Below are 15,674 nucleotides of genomic sequence, written 5' to 3'. Positions count from 1 at the left end.
TGGCGAGCGCATCCGTGTTGGCGGCGTGCTCCTGCTGAAGGGTGTTCAATTTCCGCTTGATGTCATCGACCGCTGCCAGGGCACTTGAGTAGGCGGTGTAATTCGCGATCGATGCATCGTAGGTCTCCGTCAGGCTCTCGATGAGGTGGTCGAGACGTTCGACGTAGGCACGCGCCGCCTTGTTGCGCTCCGGCGGCCAAGCCGTGATCAACTTTTCCTTGTACTTCTCGACCTGGGTCCGGTGCATGAGGACGAGCTCGTAGGATCGCTTCCAGCCCTCAAGTGCCTGGTAGTGCGGAGCGCTGTCGTGAAAGCGCAGCATGGCCCACATCGCGTCGACCTGCATATACGCAAACCTGTCCCGGCGGTCTCCGCCGCCGCCCCCTGCATCAAGAACCATTGGGACCTCCAGATGCCCGGAAGGCGGCGTCGACGTCGGACAGTTTGGCGCGAGAGAAGGCGTCCGATCCGCGGTACTTCGCACTGATCTGTTCGGCCGAGGTAGCGAACTGATAGGTGCCATCGACGTAGTTGTCGACGTTGCGGAAAGTTGCGTCCTGGACCTGCGTATGGGTGAACAGGAACTGGTCGAACTCGTAGAACTCGCCTGCGGTCAGCGGAGCGGCGAGCATCTTCTCTGCGACCAGGTCAGCATGTGGGACGTAGTTCTGCTCGAGGTCGGCCTTCAGGCCGGCGGCGAACTCCTCCATGGCGGCGATGTCCGCTTCGATCCCATCGATGTCGCTGAGATCGTAATTGTCGACCGAGCTTCGGTACACAGGCTCGTTGTCTATAGGCATCGGCGGCCTCCCATCGACACTCGGCGAATGACTCTGATGAGGTTAGCGAATCCTCGCCGGGCTCACCGCCCCCTGTGGATGACCGTCTCAGCGGGGGCGGGCCGCGGTCTGCCAGCTTCGGGGGTGGGCTCCGGGGCGGGAGGATCGGAGCCAGTCTGAGGGGGGTTGCGGCGGCGTGGGGTAATTGACCGAAGTGGATCGAGATGCCAGGATGGCGGCGAGCGCTGCCACCTCATGATCGTCTAGGCTTCCGCGTACGACGCTGACCAGCGGTTCCTCATTCATCAACCGAGCGTACGACCTGGGGCCGGAGATCCGGTGACACGTGTCCCACACTCGGCTGATCAATTCGCGGCCGCTCGACAGAACCAGGTATTTTCTGCGTGATGTCTTCTTCTCCCCCACTCGTTGTCGCTGATCGTTACCGGCTCGTCGCGCCGCTCGGTCAGGGCGGGATGGGACGTGTCTGGCGAGCGACCGATGTCGTCCTGCACCGGGAAGTGGCGATCAAGGAGCTCGTGCCGCCTCCGGGGCTGACCCCGGGTGAGCGGCAGGAGATGCGCGAGCGCTCGCTTCGTGAGGCGCGCGCCATCGCCCGGCTCAACAACATCAACGTGGTGCGTGTCTTCGACGTGCTCAGCACGGACGCTGATCCGTGGATCGTGATGGAGTATGTGGCCTCACGTTCCCTCCAGGACACCCTGGCGCAGGACGGGCCGTTCAACGCCCTGCGGGCCGCGGAGATCGGTCTCGGTGTGCTGAACGCGCTGCGGGCCGCGCACCGCAACGGCGTCATGCACCGGGACGTCAAGCCGGGCAACGTGCTGCTCGGCGCGGACGGTCGGGTCGTGCTCACCGACTTCGGCCTGGCCACGGTGCCCGGCGATCCGAATGTGACACGGACGGGTCTGGTGCTCGGCTCGCCGGCCTACATCGCCCCTGAGCGCGCCCGGGACGGCACGGCCGGTCCGGCCGCCGACCTGTGGTCGCTGGGTGCCACGCTCTATGCCGCGGTGGAGGGTGCCTCGCCGTTCGCACGGCCCTCGGCGATCGCCACGCTGGCCGCGCTGGCGACGGAGAACGTTCCGGTCGCGCGTAATGCGGGGCCGCTGAAGCCGGTGCTGAACGGTCTGTTGCGCAAGGATCCGGCGCACCGGATCAACGCGGAGGAGGCGGAGCGGCTGCTGTCGCGTGCCGCCGGCCGCCGCGCCAAGATCACTTTCCCGATGAGCCCGACGATGCGGCGGCCCGGCGCGGGCCGGGAGCGCCCGTCCCTGCCCAGTGGTCCGGGTGGTCCGCCGGTTCTGCCGGGTTCGGGGTGGGGGACCGCTACGGGTTCGGCTCCGGTCGTACCGAATCCGCGCCCTCCGGTCGTGCAGCCACCCGGCGCCGACGGACGTCCGCATTTCGCCTCCGGGAAGGCCCAGGTCGGCGGCCAGCCGCCGGAGACGCCGCGGCGCGGCGCCAAACCGCTCGACCCGACGCGACTCGACACGCCTCCGGTTCGTGACGGTTCAAACCCCCTTTCCGGTACGAGCCACGCCTCCCCACCCGAAGCGGGCCGCCCTCCGCGCCCCGGTTCGGACCAGACTGCTCGCCCGGATGCGGGCCGGGCGGCCCGTCCCGGCGCCGCTCAGCCGGCACGCCCGGGAGCCGGTCAGGCACCCCGCCCCGGTGCAGGCCACGCCTCGGTGTCCGGCGCGGGCCAGGCCCCGGTGTCAGGCGCGGGCAAGGCGTCCGTCTCCGGCGCGGGCAAAGCACCAGTCTCCGGCGCAGGTCAGGCACCCATGTCCGGCGCAGGTCAAGCGCCCGTGTCCGGTGCCGGTCAAGCGCCGGGTTCCGCTCAGACGCCCCGTCCCGCTCAGGCGCCGGGTTCCGCTCAGTTTGGTGCCGCTCAGACTCCTGGTGCCGGTCAGGCGCTCGGCGATGCCCAGGTGCCCGGGGATGCTCAGGCGCCGCGACCTGTTGCGGGCCAGGCCGCCCCGGCGGCTCCAGGCTCGACGGACACGCCGTCGGTGGTCGCCGCCAACGCGCCCACCAGCTCACTGCGTACCGGCTTCACCGCCGCCGACGTGGCCGCCAATCGCCGGAAGAAGGCTGCGCCCGAGCACGAACGCTCCCTCGCGCAGGCGACATCCGGCTTCCCGGTCGTGACCCCGCGTAACGCCTCGGACGCCGACCTCGACGCACAGGCCACGTCGGTGGCACCCAAGGAGAAGCCGGAGACACCGGCCACTGTCGACGACGCCGCCGAAGCTGCCACCCCGTCCACCGAGTCGGCGGAGCCGGTCGAGGCGGTAGTCACCGAGCCGGAGGCGGAGGCCACCGAGGGAGAGGCCACCCCGGTGCCGGAAGCCGAGGCGCAGCCCTCGGCCCCGGCGCAGGCCGAGGCCGAGGAGCAGACCGAGGCGGGCGAGAAGGCCGCCGAGCCCGAGGTCGTGGAGGACAAGACCTCCGTGGTCGCCCTCCCACCGCCCGCCCCGGCGGAGGGAGAAAAGACGTCCCTGCCGCTCTCGGCGGAGGGGGAGAAGACGTCCCTGCCGCTCCCGGGAGAGGGGGAGAAGACGTCCCTGCCGCTCCCGGCGGAGGGAGAGAAGACGTCCCTGCTACTTCCGGCGGAGGGGGAGAAGACGTCCCTGCTGCTCCCGGGCGAGGGAGAGAAGACCTCTCTGCTGCTTCCGGCGGAGGGGGAGAAGACGTCGCTGCTGCTCCCGGCCGCACGGCCACGGCCGGGTGCCGACGAGGACAAGACCTCGGTCGTCAGCATGCCGCCGCGCCGGCGCATCATCACCGCGACGGAACCGGCCACCCAGGTGGTCGGCGATCCGGTGCCCGATCCCGGGTTCGCCCGGCCGAACCGTCCCGCGTGGACGCCGATGCAGATGCGGCCGGCGGCTCGCCGTACCGGTGGGATCACCATCCTCGGCACGACGCTGACCCGCCGCCAGGCCGCCATCGGCCTCGGCATCATTCTGACGTTCCTGCTGCTCGTCGGCATCATCGTGGTGCAGGCGTTCGGTGACGACGCGGAGAAGAAGGACCCGACGCAGGCCGGGGCCGGCGTGTCCGCTCCGGCGCAGCCGGGTGGTGGCAAGTCGGAGGGCCCGAAGAGCGAGAGCCCGAAGCCGAGCCCGTCGAAGCCGAGCCCGTCTCCGTCGTCGGCGAGCACCGAGATCCCGGCGGGCTGGCGTCTCTACCAGGGCCGCGGTTTCAGGTTCTGGGTGCCGGAGAGCGTGTCCGGCGGCGGTGGCGCCACCGGGACGACGCTCGACTGGGGCAGCGGTCGGCAGATCCGCATCGACATCGTCGGCGGGAAGAGCGACCCGGTCGATTACCTGAACGATGACCGTTCCACCGGCTACGACAAGATCGGCCCGAGGAGGATCACCTTCAAGGGCATGCCGGCCGCCGAGATGGAGTACACGCGTAGTGCGAGCGGCGGCACGACGCAGCATGTGGTGCGGCGGGTCTTCAACGTCAAGGACGAGACCTACGTGCTGACCTGGTACACCGAGAGCAGTGACTGGGAAGCGGCGAAGGCCGACCGCGACAGGGTGTTCGAGGGGTTCGAGGCGAAGTAGGTGAGTGAGATCCGTGATGGTGGGTAGTTATCCAACATCACGGATGGAGGTACACCATGAACTGCCGACGACAAGGCAGTAAGCCGAAGATCGCTCTGTGGATGCTGGTGGCGGCGGCGGACGTCGCGATCATCGTGGCGTCCACCGGACTGCTCGCGTTGACGCTGGTCCTGGCCGTTCTGGCGGTGACTGTCACGGTCGGTGTGTACGCGGCAAGGTCACTGGCGAACCGTGAGCCCGAACCGGCCAAGGCCGTGGTGAGGCGACGCGCATAGCGGGATCGGCTACAGTCCCCGGCGTGTTGTCGATCGACGGTGTGACTGATCTCTGGGACCAGCTGTTGGGCGCTCAGCCCGACCCGCCCGGGATGCTGGTGCTGCTCACGGCAGTGGCCGGCTTTCTCGCGGTGGCGGTCCGGCCGGTGTGGCGGGTGGCCCGTAACGCCGTCACGATCGCCCATGAGGGCGGTCATGCGCTGATCGCCCTGTTGACGGGCCGCAGGCTGAAGGGCATCCGGCTCGAGTTCGACACGTCCGGCCTCACCCTGTCGGCCGGCCGTCCGACCGGTCTCGGCATGATTCTCACCCTGCTCGGCGGCTACATCGCGCCGTCGCTGGTGGGTGTGCTGGGTGCGTGGCTGCTCGGCGGCAACCGGATCACGTTGCTGCTGTGGCTGGCCGTGGTGCTGCTGCTCCTCATGCTGATCAACATCAGGAATCTGTTCGGTGTGGTGTCGCTGCTGATCACGGGCGCGATCGTGTTCGCCGTGTCCTGGTATGCGGAGCCCGAGACGCAGGCGGCTTTCGCGTACGCCGGAGTCTGGTTCCTGCTTTTCGGCGGTGTCCGCCCGGTCTTCGAGTTGCAGAGTCTGCGCGGCCGGGGCCGGATGCGCGATTCGGACGCCGACCAGTTGGCCCGGTTGACTCATCTACCGGCGCTGTTCTGGGTCGGCGTCTTCCTCGTCGTGAACCTGTTCGCCCTGCTCAGTGGTGCTTTCCTGCTTGCCGGCCAGTGGCTGCCGGAGTCGGGTCTGACCCTCTAGAGCGGGATGTTGCCGTGCTTCTTGGGCGGCAGGGTCTCCCGTTTGGTGCGCAGCATCCGCAGCGCGCGGGTCACCTGGGCGCGGGTCTGTGACGGCTGGATGACCGCGTCCACATATCCGCGTTCTGCCGCGATGTACGGGTTGGCGAGCGTGTCCTCGTACTCCTGGACGAGTTCGGTCCGCCGCTGCGCCGGGTCCTCGGCGGCGGCGAGTTCGCCCCGGTAGAGGATGTTGACGGCGCCCTGCGCGCCCATGACGGCGATCTGCGCGGTCGGCCAGGCGAAGTTGACGTCGGCGCCGAGGTGCTTGGACCCCATCACGTCGTACGCCCCGCCGTACGCCTTACGGGTGATGACGGTGACCTTCGGGACGGTCGCCTCGGCGTACGCGTAGATGAGTTTCGCCCCGCGCCGGATGATGCCGTCCCACTCCTGGCCGGTGCCGGGCAGGAAGCCGGGCACGTCCACGAAGGTCAGCACCGGGATGTTGAACGCGTCACAGGTACGCACGAAGCGGGCGGCCTTCTCGGACGCGGCGATGTCGAGCGTCCCGGCGAGGTTCATCGGCTGGTTGGCGACCACACCGACCGGCCGGCCCTCGACACGCCCGAAGCCGACCACGATGTTCTGCGCGTAGAGCGGCTGCACTTCGAGGAACTCGTCGACGACCGTCTCCACGACCTTCTTGATGTCGTACGGCTGGTTCGGCGAGTCCGGGATCAGGGTGTCGAGTTCGAGATCGGCGTCGAGGGTGGCCGTGGATTCGAAGACGACCGGCTCGTCGAGGTTGTTGCTCGGCAGGTAGGAGAGCAGCGCCCGAACGTACTCGATCGCGTCCTCCTCGTCGCTGGCCAGGTAGTGCGCGTTGCCGCTGCGGGTGTTGTGGGTCCGGGCGCCGCCGAGCTCCTCCATCCCGACCTCTTCACCGGTGACCGTCTTGATCACGTCCGGCCCGGTGATGAACATGTGCGACGTCTGGTCGACCATGACGGTGAAGTCGGTGATCGCGGGGGAGTAGACGGCACCGCCCGCGCACGGCCCCATGATCAGCGAGATCTGCGGGATGACGCCGCTGGCCCGGACGTTGCGGAAGAAGATGTCGGCGTAGAGGCCGAGCGCGACCACGCCCTCCTGGATGCGGGCGCCGCCGGAGTCGTTGATCCCGATGATCGGGCAGCCGATCTTCATGGCCAGGTCGAGGACTTTGACGATCTTCTCGCCGAAGACCTCGCCGAGGGACCCGCCGAAGACGGTGAAGTCCTGGGAGAAGACGCACACCTGGCGCCCGTCGACGGTGCCGTGGCCGGTGACGACGCCGTCGCCGTACGGCCGGTTGCGCTCCAGGCCGAAGGCGGTGGACCGGTGCCGGGCCAGCTCGTCGAGCTCGACGAAGGAGTCCTTGTCGAGCAGCAGCTCGATGCGTTCGCGTGCCGTCTTCTTGCCGCGGGCGTGCTGTTTCTCGATGGCGCGCGCGGATCCGGCGTGAACGGCCTCGTCGGTGCGGCGGGCGAGTTCGGCGAGCTTGCCGGCGGTGGTGTGGATGTCGGGGCCTGTCGTCACGAAGGTCTCCACCCTCTGAGCGATCGTTAAGTCGATGATCAGCATCGTAACCGGGCGGCGTCGCACACGGCGGGCGTCGCTACGCGTGCGTTTCATACCCAATGCCCCATTCGTTACAACCGGCGTGACGAACTGGATGACCGCGGCCGGGCTCGCCTTCATCGCAGGCGGCCTCGCCACACTGATCAGCTTCCGCACCGTGATCTTCGGTGGCGGCGCTCGTCGGGCGAACCGTGCCGGCTCATCCCCTCGCCGCCGACGTCCGGAATCCGTGGCGAGGTCCCTACCCGGGCCGCCCGCCACGGCGGACGTGGACACGGACGAGGGCGGAGAGCCGCGGGCCGAGCGCAGGCGGAGACTGACCGCAGCCTTCAGCGGCCGGCCGGCCGACGGCGAGGCGAACGCGAGCGGGCTGGCGTCGATCGGGCTCGCCGACGAGGACGAGCTGGCCGACGACGAGCACTTCGGCGAGCCGCCGTACGACGACGACGAGCGCCTCGGCTACGAGAACGGCTACCCCCGGGACGACCCGTGGCCGCCCCGTCGCCGCCGCCGTGAGCCGGAGCCGGACGGCCCGGCCTGGGCGCGGCGCGACATCGAGAGCCCCGGTGGCTACGCCGGCCGCTACACCGAGCTGGACGTCGAGCCGCACCAGCCCGGCGACTACTGGACCCCGCTGCCGGACGACCTGTTCGCCGATCCGGAGCCGGCCCTGGAGATCGCCGCGCTGCCACCGGTGCCCGACTACGAACCGGCGACCGGATTCGACCTGCCGGCGATGCCACCGGCGGTGCCGCCGATCGGGCCGATGCCGGAGTGGCCGCCCCGGGAGCCACGGGTGCGCCTGCCGCTGTCGTGGGCCGAACGTGACCTCCGGTCCGGACACGACGGCCAGGAGGACACCGAGGACCGGCCCAGCCCCCGACCGCGGCCCTACGTCAGCAAACACAGCGCGGGGCCGCACTGAGCGGCCGGGCTAGGCTGCCGGGATGGCATACACCGAGCTCGACCGGCCGCCGTTGTCCGCACGGGCACTGAACCGCGCGCTGGTCGTACCCGGTGGACTGTGGTCGAAGATCGAGGTGCGGGAGGAGACCGGCTCGACGAACGCCGACGCCGCGGCGGCCGCCGCGGCCGGCGAGCCGGAAGGTCTCGTGGTGGTCGCCGAGAGTCAGGTCGCCGGGCGCGGCCGGCGGGACCGTCAGTGGGTGTCGCCGCCGCGGGCCGGTCTCACCGTGAGCGTGCTGCTGCGTCCGGGCCCGGGGGTGCCGACGTCGGCGTTCGGCTGGCTGCCGCTGCTCGCCGGGGTGGCCCTGGTGGAGGCGGTGGCCCGGGTGGCCGAGGTGGACGCCGCCCTGAAGTGGCCCAACGATCTGCTGGTCGGTGACCGTAAGTGCGCCGGGATCCTGGCCGAGGTGTCCGGTGACGCCGTGGTGATCGGCGTCGGGCTGAACGTCAGTACCCGCACCGACGAGTTGCCGGAGACCACCGGTGTGCCGGCCACCTCGCTGCTCCTGGCGGGCGCCGACAAGCCGGACCGCAGCCCGCTGCTGCGGGCGCTGCTGCGCGGCACCGCCCGGTGGTATGAGGGGTGGCGCGAGGCCGGCGGCGACGCCGAGATGTGCGGGCTGCTGGCCGCGTACCAGCGGCACTGCGCGACGATCGGCCGGCAGGTGCGGGTGCTGCTGCCGGGGGGCGGCGAGCGGACCGGCGAGGCGCTGGCCGTGGACCGGGACGGCCAATTGGTGATCCGTACGGAGGAAGACACGGAATTCCGTGTCTCGGCGGGGGATGTACTGCACGTACGCTGACGGCGTGGCGTTCCCGGAGGATGTTCTGGCGGACGAGGAGGAGATCGTCCTCCATGTGCGTCCGCACTGGAAGGCAGTGGTGCTCCCGGCCCTGGTGCTGGTACTCGCCCTGTCCGGCCTGGTCATGGGCCTGGTGCTGCTCCCGGCGACCGACGGCGGCCGAATCGGCCTGCTGATGGTCGCCGCGATCATGCTCTATTACGGCGGGCGGTACGGGGTGCACCCGCTACTGGACTGGCGCTGCACGGAGTACGTGCTGACCGGTGAGCGCCTGCTGATGCAGCGGGGCATCGTCGACCGGGAGCGTCGTGACCTGCCGCTGAACCGCATCAACGATCACGCGATGAAACAGTCGTTACTGGACCGTGTGTTCGGCAGCGGCACGCTCACCATCGACTCGATCGGCGACCAGCGTGCCGTGCTGGCCGGGGTGCCCGCCGCGCAGCTGGTGCAGAGCACCCTCTACGAGCTGATCGAGCTGGCCCCGGCCCGGGAAGCGGAGGAAGAAGAGGAAGAGGACCAGCCTCAGCGCGGGTCGAGCTCCGGCCGCAGATCGAGGTGAGCCACACTGCCCGGCTCATCGATCGCGCTCAGCTCGGCGAACCCGGCGGTCGCGTCCATGTCGGTGATGGCGCCCTCGTGGCCGTCCACCGGCGGCTTCAGGAAGACGAACGTCCGGTACGCCCAGAAGCGGAAGATCGTGGCGATGCCGATGCCGACCGTCGTCATGCCGAGCAGCAGGAACTTGTCCTCGTGCTCGGAGAGACCGAAACCGTACTTGCCGAGGTAGGTCATACCGGACTGGATGACCATGCCGACCAGGTTGAACCCGAAGAACAGGGTGTACTCCCGGCGCAGCGCGGTCCGCGTGTGGTGCCGGTAGGTCCAGTAACGATTCGCCACGTACGCCAGGGTGGTGGTGATGATGGTGGCGAGGACACTCGCCTTCACCGGCCCGATCGGCATCGCCACCCAGTAGATCGCGAGGTACAGCAGCGTGTTGCCGGCGCCGATGATGCCGAAGGCGATGGCTTCGGGGGCGAGCCGGCGGAGGCGTTCCGTCAGCGGACTGGCTGAGGGCATTGGGCAACCTTACGGGAACGGGGGCGATTACGCCGAGTCACTGGGAAACCGACGCCGGGGCGGCAGTGACCCGGAAGACGAACCGGCGGTAGGACCAGAAGCGGAACATGGTACCGAGTACGGTCCCGACGCCGACGCCGGCGATGTTGTCGGCGAGCGGGCTCTGTAGCTGCGGCCAGACCTGCCCGAGGCCGTAGTGGCTGATCGCGAGGCATGCCAGGGCGATACCCAGGCCGATCAGGTTCAGGACGAAGAAGGTCGAGTACTGACGGGCCATGTTGGTGTGCTCACCGTCACGCCAGGTCCAGAACCGGTTGCCGAAGAACGCGATGGTGGTGGCCACGGCGGTGGAGGCGGCCTTGGCGGTGAGTGTCTCCAGCCCCGCCTGCAGCAGGACGTTGAAGAGCACGAAGTCGACGGTGAAGGCGATTCCGCCGACGATCCCGAATTTGCCCAACTCGCGGACGAGTCCCGTGATCCGGGAGCGCAGGGTGAACGCCTGGGGAAGTTTGGGGGGCACGGATCCGAGGGTACCGGGGCGGGTCACCCATCGCCGTCCTCGTTGCCGGGTCTTAACCGGACGTCTCGGCATGGTGACGCTGGCGATACGGACCGTGACGAAAGCCGTCGACTTCACGGATCTCGGCGAGGCTGTTGCGGCAGTTCGAGCACCAGCCGAGGTGGGTCCGCATGCGATGCGCGTCACGCGGAGCGAGCTTGCCGCGTACCTGGCCGCCCAGCCGCTCGCCGGCCCAGCGGCACTCCGGATGGTCGCCCGCGGCCACGTGCTGCTGGAGATAGAGACTGCGCAGTCCCTCCCGGGCCCGGTGGGCGAGGACGGCCACCGCGTTCGGGGTGAGGCCCATCCGGGGCGCCAGCTCGGCCGGGGTGCTGCCCTCGATCTCGGTCTGCCACAGCACGTCGCGCCAGCGTTCGGGCAACTGCCGGAAGGCGGCCGCCGCGAACGTGCGCTCCAGCCGGTCCAGGGCCGGATCACTGAACGGCTCGCCCGCGTCGTAGCGGGTCAGGTCGTCGGTGAACTCCAGCCGCCGGTCCAGCCGCGCCCGGTGGTAACAGAGGTGCCGCATGGTGGTGTGCAGATAGGCCCGGAACGCGACGAGCGGTCCCCGGCCGGCGCGCAGGGTGGCGAACACCTTGGCGAACGTCTCGGCCACCAGGTCGTCGACGTCGGCGGGATCGTGGACCAGTCCGAAGGCGAACTTGCGGGCTGCCGTGTGGTGCCGCTCATAGAGCGTGCCGTACGCGGCGGTGTCGCCGGCCCGGACCGCGGCGAGCAAGCCGGTGTCCGAGTCCGCGTCGTTGCCCGGGATCGTCATTCCGCCTCCTGTGGCCGGAACTGCGAGGAAAGCCCGATTACGCGGAAGTCTAAGCCGCTAAGTCCTTTTTGTGAAAGTTGTCGAGACTGACGGTGTGGCTCGTCCGGAACCGGCCGCCTTGCGCACAGTTGCGCTTTGCGGCGAAGAATCGCTCGTCTGCGCGCAAAGCAGCCAAAGATTGTGCGGTTGTCCACAGGTGTAACCGATGAACTCAATGCTCAGTCGGGCTTACGCTGACGTGACTCCCCCATGACACAGCCGGATTCCGGCAGGTCAGTCATAGGTCAGTGCCGACCGAAGGAGCTTCACCTTGACTCAGCCCCCTACCTCGCACCCGCGATTGCTTGCGTGGATCGACGAGGTCGCCGCCCTGACCACACCCGACCGCATCGTCTGGTGTGACGGTTCCGAGGCCGAGTGGACCCGTCTCACCGACGAACTGGTCGAGACCGGCGCCCTGGTCCGTCTCGACGAGAAGAAGAAACCGAACTCGTTCTGGGCGCGCACCGACCCGTCCGATGTGGCACGCGTCGAGGAACGCACCTTCATCTGCTCGGTCGACGAGGCTGACGCCGGTCCCACCAACAACTGGATGGACCCGGCCGAGATGAAGCAGCTGATGACCGGGCTGTACCGGGGCTGCATGCGGGGCCGGACCATGTACGTCGTGCCCTTCTGCATGGGCCCGCTCGACGCGGTCGAGCCGATGTTCGGCGTCGAGCTCACCGACAGTCCGTACGTCGTGGCCAGCATGCGGATCATGACCCGGATGGGGACCGACGTCCTGGCCGCTCTCGAGCAGACCGGCGCCGACTTCGTGCCGGCGCTGCACTCGATCGGCGCGCCGCTTCTCGACGGTGCCGAGGACGTCGCCTGGCCGTGCAACGAGACGAAGTACATCTCGCACTTCCCGGAGACCCGGGAGATCTGGTCGTTTGGCTCGGGTTACGGGGGCAACTCGCTGCTGGGCAAGAAGTGCTTCGCGCTCCGGATCGCCAGTGTGGCCGCCCGCGACGAGGGCTGGCTCGCCGAACACATGCTGATCATGAAGCTGACCTCGCCGGAGGGCGTGGTCCGGTACATCGCCGGCGCGTTCCCGTCGGCGTGCGGCAAGACCAACCTCGCGATGCTGGAACCGACTCTCGACGGGTGGAAGGTCGAGACCGTCGGCGACGACATCGCCTGGATGCGGTTCGGCGAGGACGGCCGGCTGTGGGCCACGAACCCCGAGTTCGGCCTGTTCGGCGTCGCGCCCGGCACCGACTTCCACACCAACCCGAACGCCATGCGCACCCTGGCCAAGGGCAACTCGGTCTTCACGAACGTGGCACTCACCGACGACGGCGACATCTGGTGGGAGGGCATGGGTGAGCCGCCCGCGCACCTCACCGACTGGAAGGGCAACGACTGGACGCCCCAGTCGGAGGCCGTCTCCAGCCACCCGAACAGCCGCTTCTGCACCCCGATCGAGCAGTGCCCGATCCTCGCCGACGAGTACCACGACCCGCGTGGCGTACCGATCGACGCGATCCTCTTCGGTGGCCGCCGCAAGACGACCATCCCGCTGGTCAGCGAAGCCCGCGACTGGGTGCACGGGGTCTACCTCGGCGCCACCCTGTCGTCGGAGACCACCGCGGCCGCCGTCGGCCAGGTCGGCGTCGTACGCCGTGACCCGATGGCGATGCTGCCGTTCATCGGCTACCACGCCGGCGACTACTTCCAGCACTGGATCGACATGGCCAAGGGCGCGTCCGGCGACGCCGCGAAGCTGCCGAAGGTCTTCTACGTCAACTGGTTCCGCCGCGGCGACGAGGGCCAGTTCCTGTGGCCCGGCTTCGGTGAGAACAGCCGTGTCCTCAAATGGGTGTGCGAGCGGCTCGACGGCAAGGCCGACGCGGTGGAGACCCCGATCGGCCACGTCCCCACCCCGGAGGCGCTCGACCTCACCGGCCTGGACATCGACCCGGCCGACCTGGCCGCCGCGCTGCGGGTCGACCCGAACGAGTGGCAGGCCGAGATCCCGCAGGTCACCGAGTGGTTCACCAAGTTCGGCGACAAGCTGCCGGCCGTCCTGTGGGCCGAACTCGACGCGCTGAAGGCCCGCCTGGCCGACGCCTGACCCCGAGTCGGCCCCCGCCACGGCAACGGCGCCGCGGCGGGGGCCGGCCGGTCACCCGGTCAGCCGATACCCCCGCACACGATCGGGCGCATCCCGGCCGCGGACGGTCCCACGGCGGCCCGCCCCGCTTGAGCCTGCGGCGGGGGTGGCTACGCTTTGGGGCGATGAGTCTGCGTTCTCTGGTCTACACCTTTTACGAACGGCGGCTGGCGGGGAAGCTGGCCGGCAAACCCGTGCCCAAACACATCGGCGTGATGTGCGACGGCAACCGCCGGTGGGCCCGGGAGATGGGCTTCGTCGACCCCAACGACGGCCACCGCGTCGGCGCGACCCGAGTCAAGGACCTGCTGACCTGGTGCGACCAGTCCGGCATCGAGCACGTCACGCTCTACCTGCTGGCCACCGACAACCTGCGCCGTCCGGCCGCCGAACTGGACCCGCTCGTCCAGATCATCGAGGACCTGGCGACCGAACTGGCCGAGGAGGGCAACCCCTGGCGGCTGCGGATGGTCGGCGCCCTCGACATCCTGCCCGCCGCCACGGCCGCCACGCTCAAGGCCGCGCAGGAGAAGACCCGCGACCGCGGCGACGGCGTCGAGGTCAACATGGCCGTCGGCTACGGCGGGCGCCGCGAGATCACCGACGCGGTCCGCTCCCTGCTGTACGAGCACGCCGCGACCGGCGGCACCATCGAGGAACTGGCCGAGATCCTCGACGTCGAACACATCGCCGAACACCTCTACACCCGCGGCCAGCCCGACCCCGACCTGGTCATCCGAACCAGCGGGGAACAGCGCCTCTCCGGCTTCCTCCTGTGGCAGTCGGCCCATTCGGAGTTCTACTTCCACGACGCCAACTGGCCCGACTTCCGCCGCATCGACTTCCTGCGGGCGCTGCGCTCCTACTCATCCCGCCAGCGCCGCTACGGCGCCTGACGCCCCCCTCCGCCGCCTGATGCCCCTCCGACCTTCGGCGCTGGGCGCCCCTTCGGCCTTCGGCGCCGGGCGCCCCTTCGGCCTTCGGCGCCGGGCGCCCCTTCCGGCGCCTGACACGCCCTTCCGGCGCCTGCGCGGCTCTTTTTCGGCACTTGGCGACCCTCTTGAGGGCTCCCAGCCTTCTCTTCCCGGGACTTCGGCCCGCCCGTTCATGGAGCTCCCGGCCGTCCCTGCTCGGGATTCCGGCCCGCCCCGTCTATGGGACCCCGGTTTCACCTTCCGGGAATCCGGCGTAGTCGAACCACAACCAGTGGAAGCGCCTGCTGTTCATCACATGCCGATGGCCGCCGATCTTGCTCGGCTGGTCCTCACCGCTGTCTCACGACGCTCGAGACAGCGGTGAGGACCAGCTGAGCGGATCCGGCTGGCTGTCACCGCTGTCTCAGCGCGCCTGAGGCAGCGGTGGGAGCCAGCCGGGCGTGATCCCCGTTGCGCGGGCAGTCCTCGAACGGCCATCGTCGGATGCTTGGCTCATGGATGTGTCCGCTTCCTTTTGGCACGGTTCGGAGTGCCGTGAGCGGCCGGAGCCTCGCGACTGATCATGGGGCGGTCGTTTGTCGGCAACGCTCGCTGGTCTTCGCCGGGATGATCGCCGTCTGCATTCGGAGCAGAAGCGTTGCGACAAGTGCTGGAAGCCGAGCGGAAAACGTGGACAGTCTTCGGGCGAAGTCGACCGCCGAGCCGGGCTGGACCGACGCTGGGGCTGGGGCTGGGGCCGTGGCCGGGCTGGGGCCTGGGCCGGCTGGGGGCGGGCCGGGGCCTGGGTGGGGCTGGGGCCGTGCTGGGGCCTGGGTCGGGCTTGGGCCGGGCTGGGGGGCGGGGGCGGCGCGGTCGCTGGCAGTGCTGGTCAGCGACCACGGTTGCCGAACGTGGGCTCCTGTTGTCGTCATGGCGTGGGCGGGCGCACTCGATCCGCTGATCGTGTGCGTTTATCGAGGCCATAGCGGTGGCAGGAGCTCGCAATGCCGTTGTGTGTGCTGTCGTCGTCGCGTCTGCTGGGGTTCAGCCGCCGATTGGCACGGCTGGTTCGAAAGGGCGTAGCGGAAGCCGGGGTGGTCGCCTCGCCGCCGTGCTGTGCGCAGTAGCCAAGCCAGTGCCGGTAGGAGTGAGCCGGTAGGAGTACTGGACTGACCGGTGCTAGGGGCGGTGGGTGCGCCGGGGACTGTGGCTAGTGCCTCGTCTTTGAACGTTGGCCGTGTAATCCGTCGGTTCTGGGCATGTTTCGGGCAGGCTGTCTCTCTCGCTGTTGTGTGGGAGGTGATGCCGGGTGGGCCGACGCCCGGAAGTGTTCGTGCGGGCGCTGTCGATGGCCGAGGGCCGGCGGCTGCAGAAGATCACGCGGACCGC

General features: G+C 69.3%; 13 protein-coding genes and 1 pseudogene. 8 read left to right on the top strand and 6 right to left on the bottom strand.

Annotated elements, in window-relative coordinates; genetic code table 11:
- Nucleotides 1-389: 389 nt before the first annotated feature.
- Together BC793_RS38650 and BC793_RS38645 are read right to left on the bottom strand one after the other, a co-directional pair.
- Nucleotides 390-800, bottom strand: a complete 411-nt coding sequence (locus BC793_RS38650) for a hypothetical protein (RefSeq protein ID WP_146246651.1) — start codon at nt 798-800, stop codon at nt 390-392.
- Nucleotides 801-887: 87 nt separating this feature from the next.
- Nucleotides 888-1,085: an acyl-CoA carboxylase subunit epsilon gene (locus BC793_RS38645; protein ID WP_109601655.1), complete on the bottom strand. Its 198-nt coding sequence runs from the start codon at nt 1,083-1,085 to the stop codon at nt 888-890.
- Nucleotides 1,086-1,186: 101 nt separating this feature from the next.
- Here BC793_RS38645 and BC793_RS51895 point away from each other — a divergent pair.
- The 3 genes and pseudogenes from BC793_RS51895 to BC793_RS38630 form a co-directional block, all read left to right on the top strand.
- Nucleotides 1,187-2,191 (top strand): annotated as a pseudogene (locus BC793_RS51895) (serine/threonine-protein kinase); the annotation flags it as partial.
- A 2,246-nt stretch (nt 2,192-4,437) separates the two neighbouring features.
- On the top strand, nt 4,438-4,656 hold the full coding sequence (locus BC793_RS38635) for a hypothetical protein (RefSeq protein WP_109601578.1): 219 nt from the start codon (nt 4,438-4,440) through the stop codon (nt 4,654-4,656).
- A 23-nt stretch (nt 4,657-4,679) separates the two neighbouring features.
- Nucleotides 4,680-5,423, top strand: a complete 744-nt coding sequence (locus BC793_RS38630) for a M50 family metallopeptidase (protein WP_109601577.1) — start codon at nt 4,680-4,682, stop codon at nt 5,421-5,423.
- On the opposite strand, the gene BC793_RS38625 is transcribed toward BC793_RS38630, so the two are convergent.
- Nucleotides 5,420-7,027: an acyl-CoA carboxylase subunit beta gene (locus BC793_RS38625; RefSeq protein WP_109601576.1), complete on the bottom strand. Its 1,608-nt coding sequence runs from the start codon at nt 7,025-7,027 to the stop codon at nt 5,420-5,422. The genes BC793_RS38630 and BC793_RS38625 overlap by 4 nt on opposite strands.
- 265 nt (nt 7,028-7,292) lie before the next feature.
- Here BC793_RS38625 and BC793_RS38620 point away from each other — a divergent pair, with 265 nt between their 5' ends.
- The 3 genes from BC793_RS38620 to BC793_RS38610 are packed head-to-tail and all read left to right on the top strand — an operon-like array spanning nt 7,293 to nt 9,355.
- Nucleotides 7,293-7,949 (top strand): hypothetical protein, encoded by a 657-nt coding sequence (locus BC793_RS38620; RefSeq protein ID WP_146246650.1) that lies wholly within the window; start codon nt 7,293-7,295, stop codon nt 7,947-7,949.
- Between the two features lie 22 nt (nt 7,950-7,971).
- Nucleotides 7,972-8,793, top strand: a complete 822-nt coding sequence (locus BC793_RS38615) for a biotin--[acetyl-CoA-carboxylase] ligase (protein ID WP_109601574.1) — start codon at nt 7,972-7,974, stop codon at nt 8,791-8,793.
- 4 nt (nt 8,794-8,797) lie between these two features.
- Nucleotides 8,798-9,355: a PH domain-containing protein gene (locus tag BC793_RS38610; RefSeq protein ID WP_170167325.1), complete on the top strand. Its 558-nt coding sequence runs from the start codon at nt 8,798-8,800 to the stop codon at nt 9,353-9,355.
- Here the strand turns inward: BC793_RS38610 and BC793_RS38605 are convergent.
- From BC793_RS38605 to BC793_RS38595, 3 genes are read right to left on the bottom strand one after another with little or no spacing between them, the layout of a single operon-like run.
- Nucleotides 9,319-9,876 carry a GtrA family protein gene (locus BC793_RS38605; protein WP_109601572.1) on the bottom strand — a complete coding sequence of 186 codons (558 nt, stop codon included), beginning with the start codon at nt 9,874-9,876 and terminating at the stop codon, nt 9,319-9,321. The two genes, BC793_RS38610 and BC793_RS38605, sit on opposite strands and share 37 nt — an antisense overlap.
- A gap of 37 nt (nt 9,877-9,913) precedes the next feature.
- Nucleotides 9,914-10,468, bottom strand: coding sequence for a GtrA family protein (locus BC793_RS38600; protein ID WP_109601571.1), 555 nt, complete (start codon nt 10,466-10,468; stop codon nt 9,914-9,916).
- The gene (locus BC793_RS38595; RefSeq protein WP_109601570.1) at nt 10,449-11,213 is read right to left on the bottom strand and encodes a sigma-70 family RNA polymerase sigma factor; all 765 of its coding nucleotides are present in this window, start codon (nt 11,211-11,213) and stop codon (nt 10,449-10,451) included. Before BC793_RS38595 ends, BC793_RS38600 begins: the two co-directional genes overlap by 20 nt.
- Before the next feature lie 310 nt (nt 11,214-11,523).
- Here BC793_RS38595 and BC793_RS38590 point away from each other — a divergent pair, with 310 nt between their 5' ends.
- Complete coding sequence (locus BC793_RS38590; RefSeq protein WP_109601569.1) at nt 11,524-13,332, top strand: phosphoenolpyruvate carboxykinase (GTP); 1,809 nt, start codon at nt 11,524-11,526, stop codon at nt 13,330-13,332.
- 164 nt (nt 13,333-13,496) lie between these two features.
- A complete protein-coding gene (locus tag BC793_RS38585; RefSeq protein ID WP_109601568.1) occupies nt 13,497-14,267 on the top strand; it encodes an isoprenyl transferase in 771 nt (256 codons plus the stop codon).
- Nucleotides 14,268-15,674: the final 1,407 nt, after the last annotated feature.

Source organism: Actinoplanes xinjiangensis (assembly GCF_003148685.1).
In the GTDB taxonomy this organism is placed as follows: Bacteria; Actinomycetota; Actinomycetes; order Mycobacteriales; family Micromonosporaceae; genus Actinoplanes; species Actinoplanes xinjiangensis.
The sequence above is the reverse complement of the archived record's forward strand: the minus strand, read 5'-3'. Positions and strand labels throughout refer to the sequence as shown.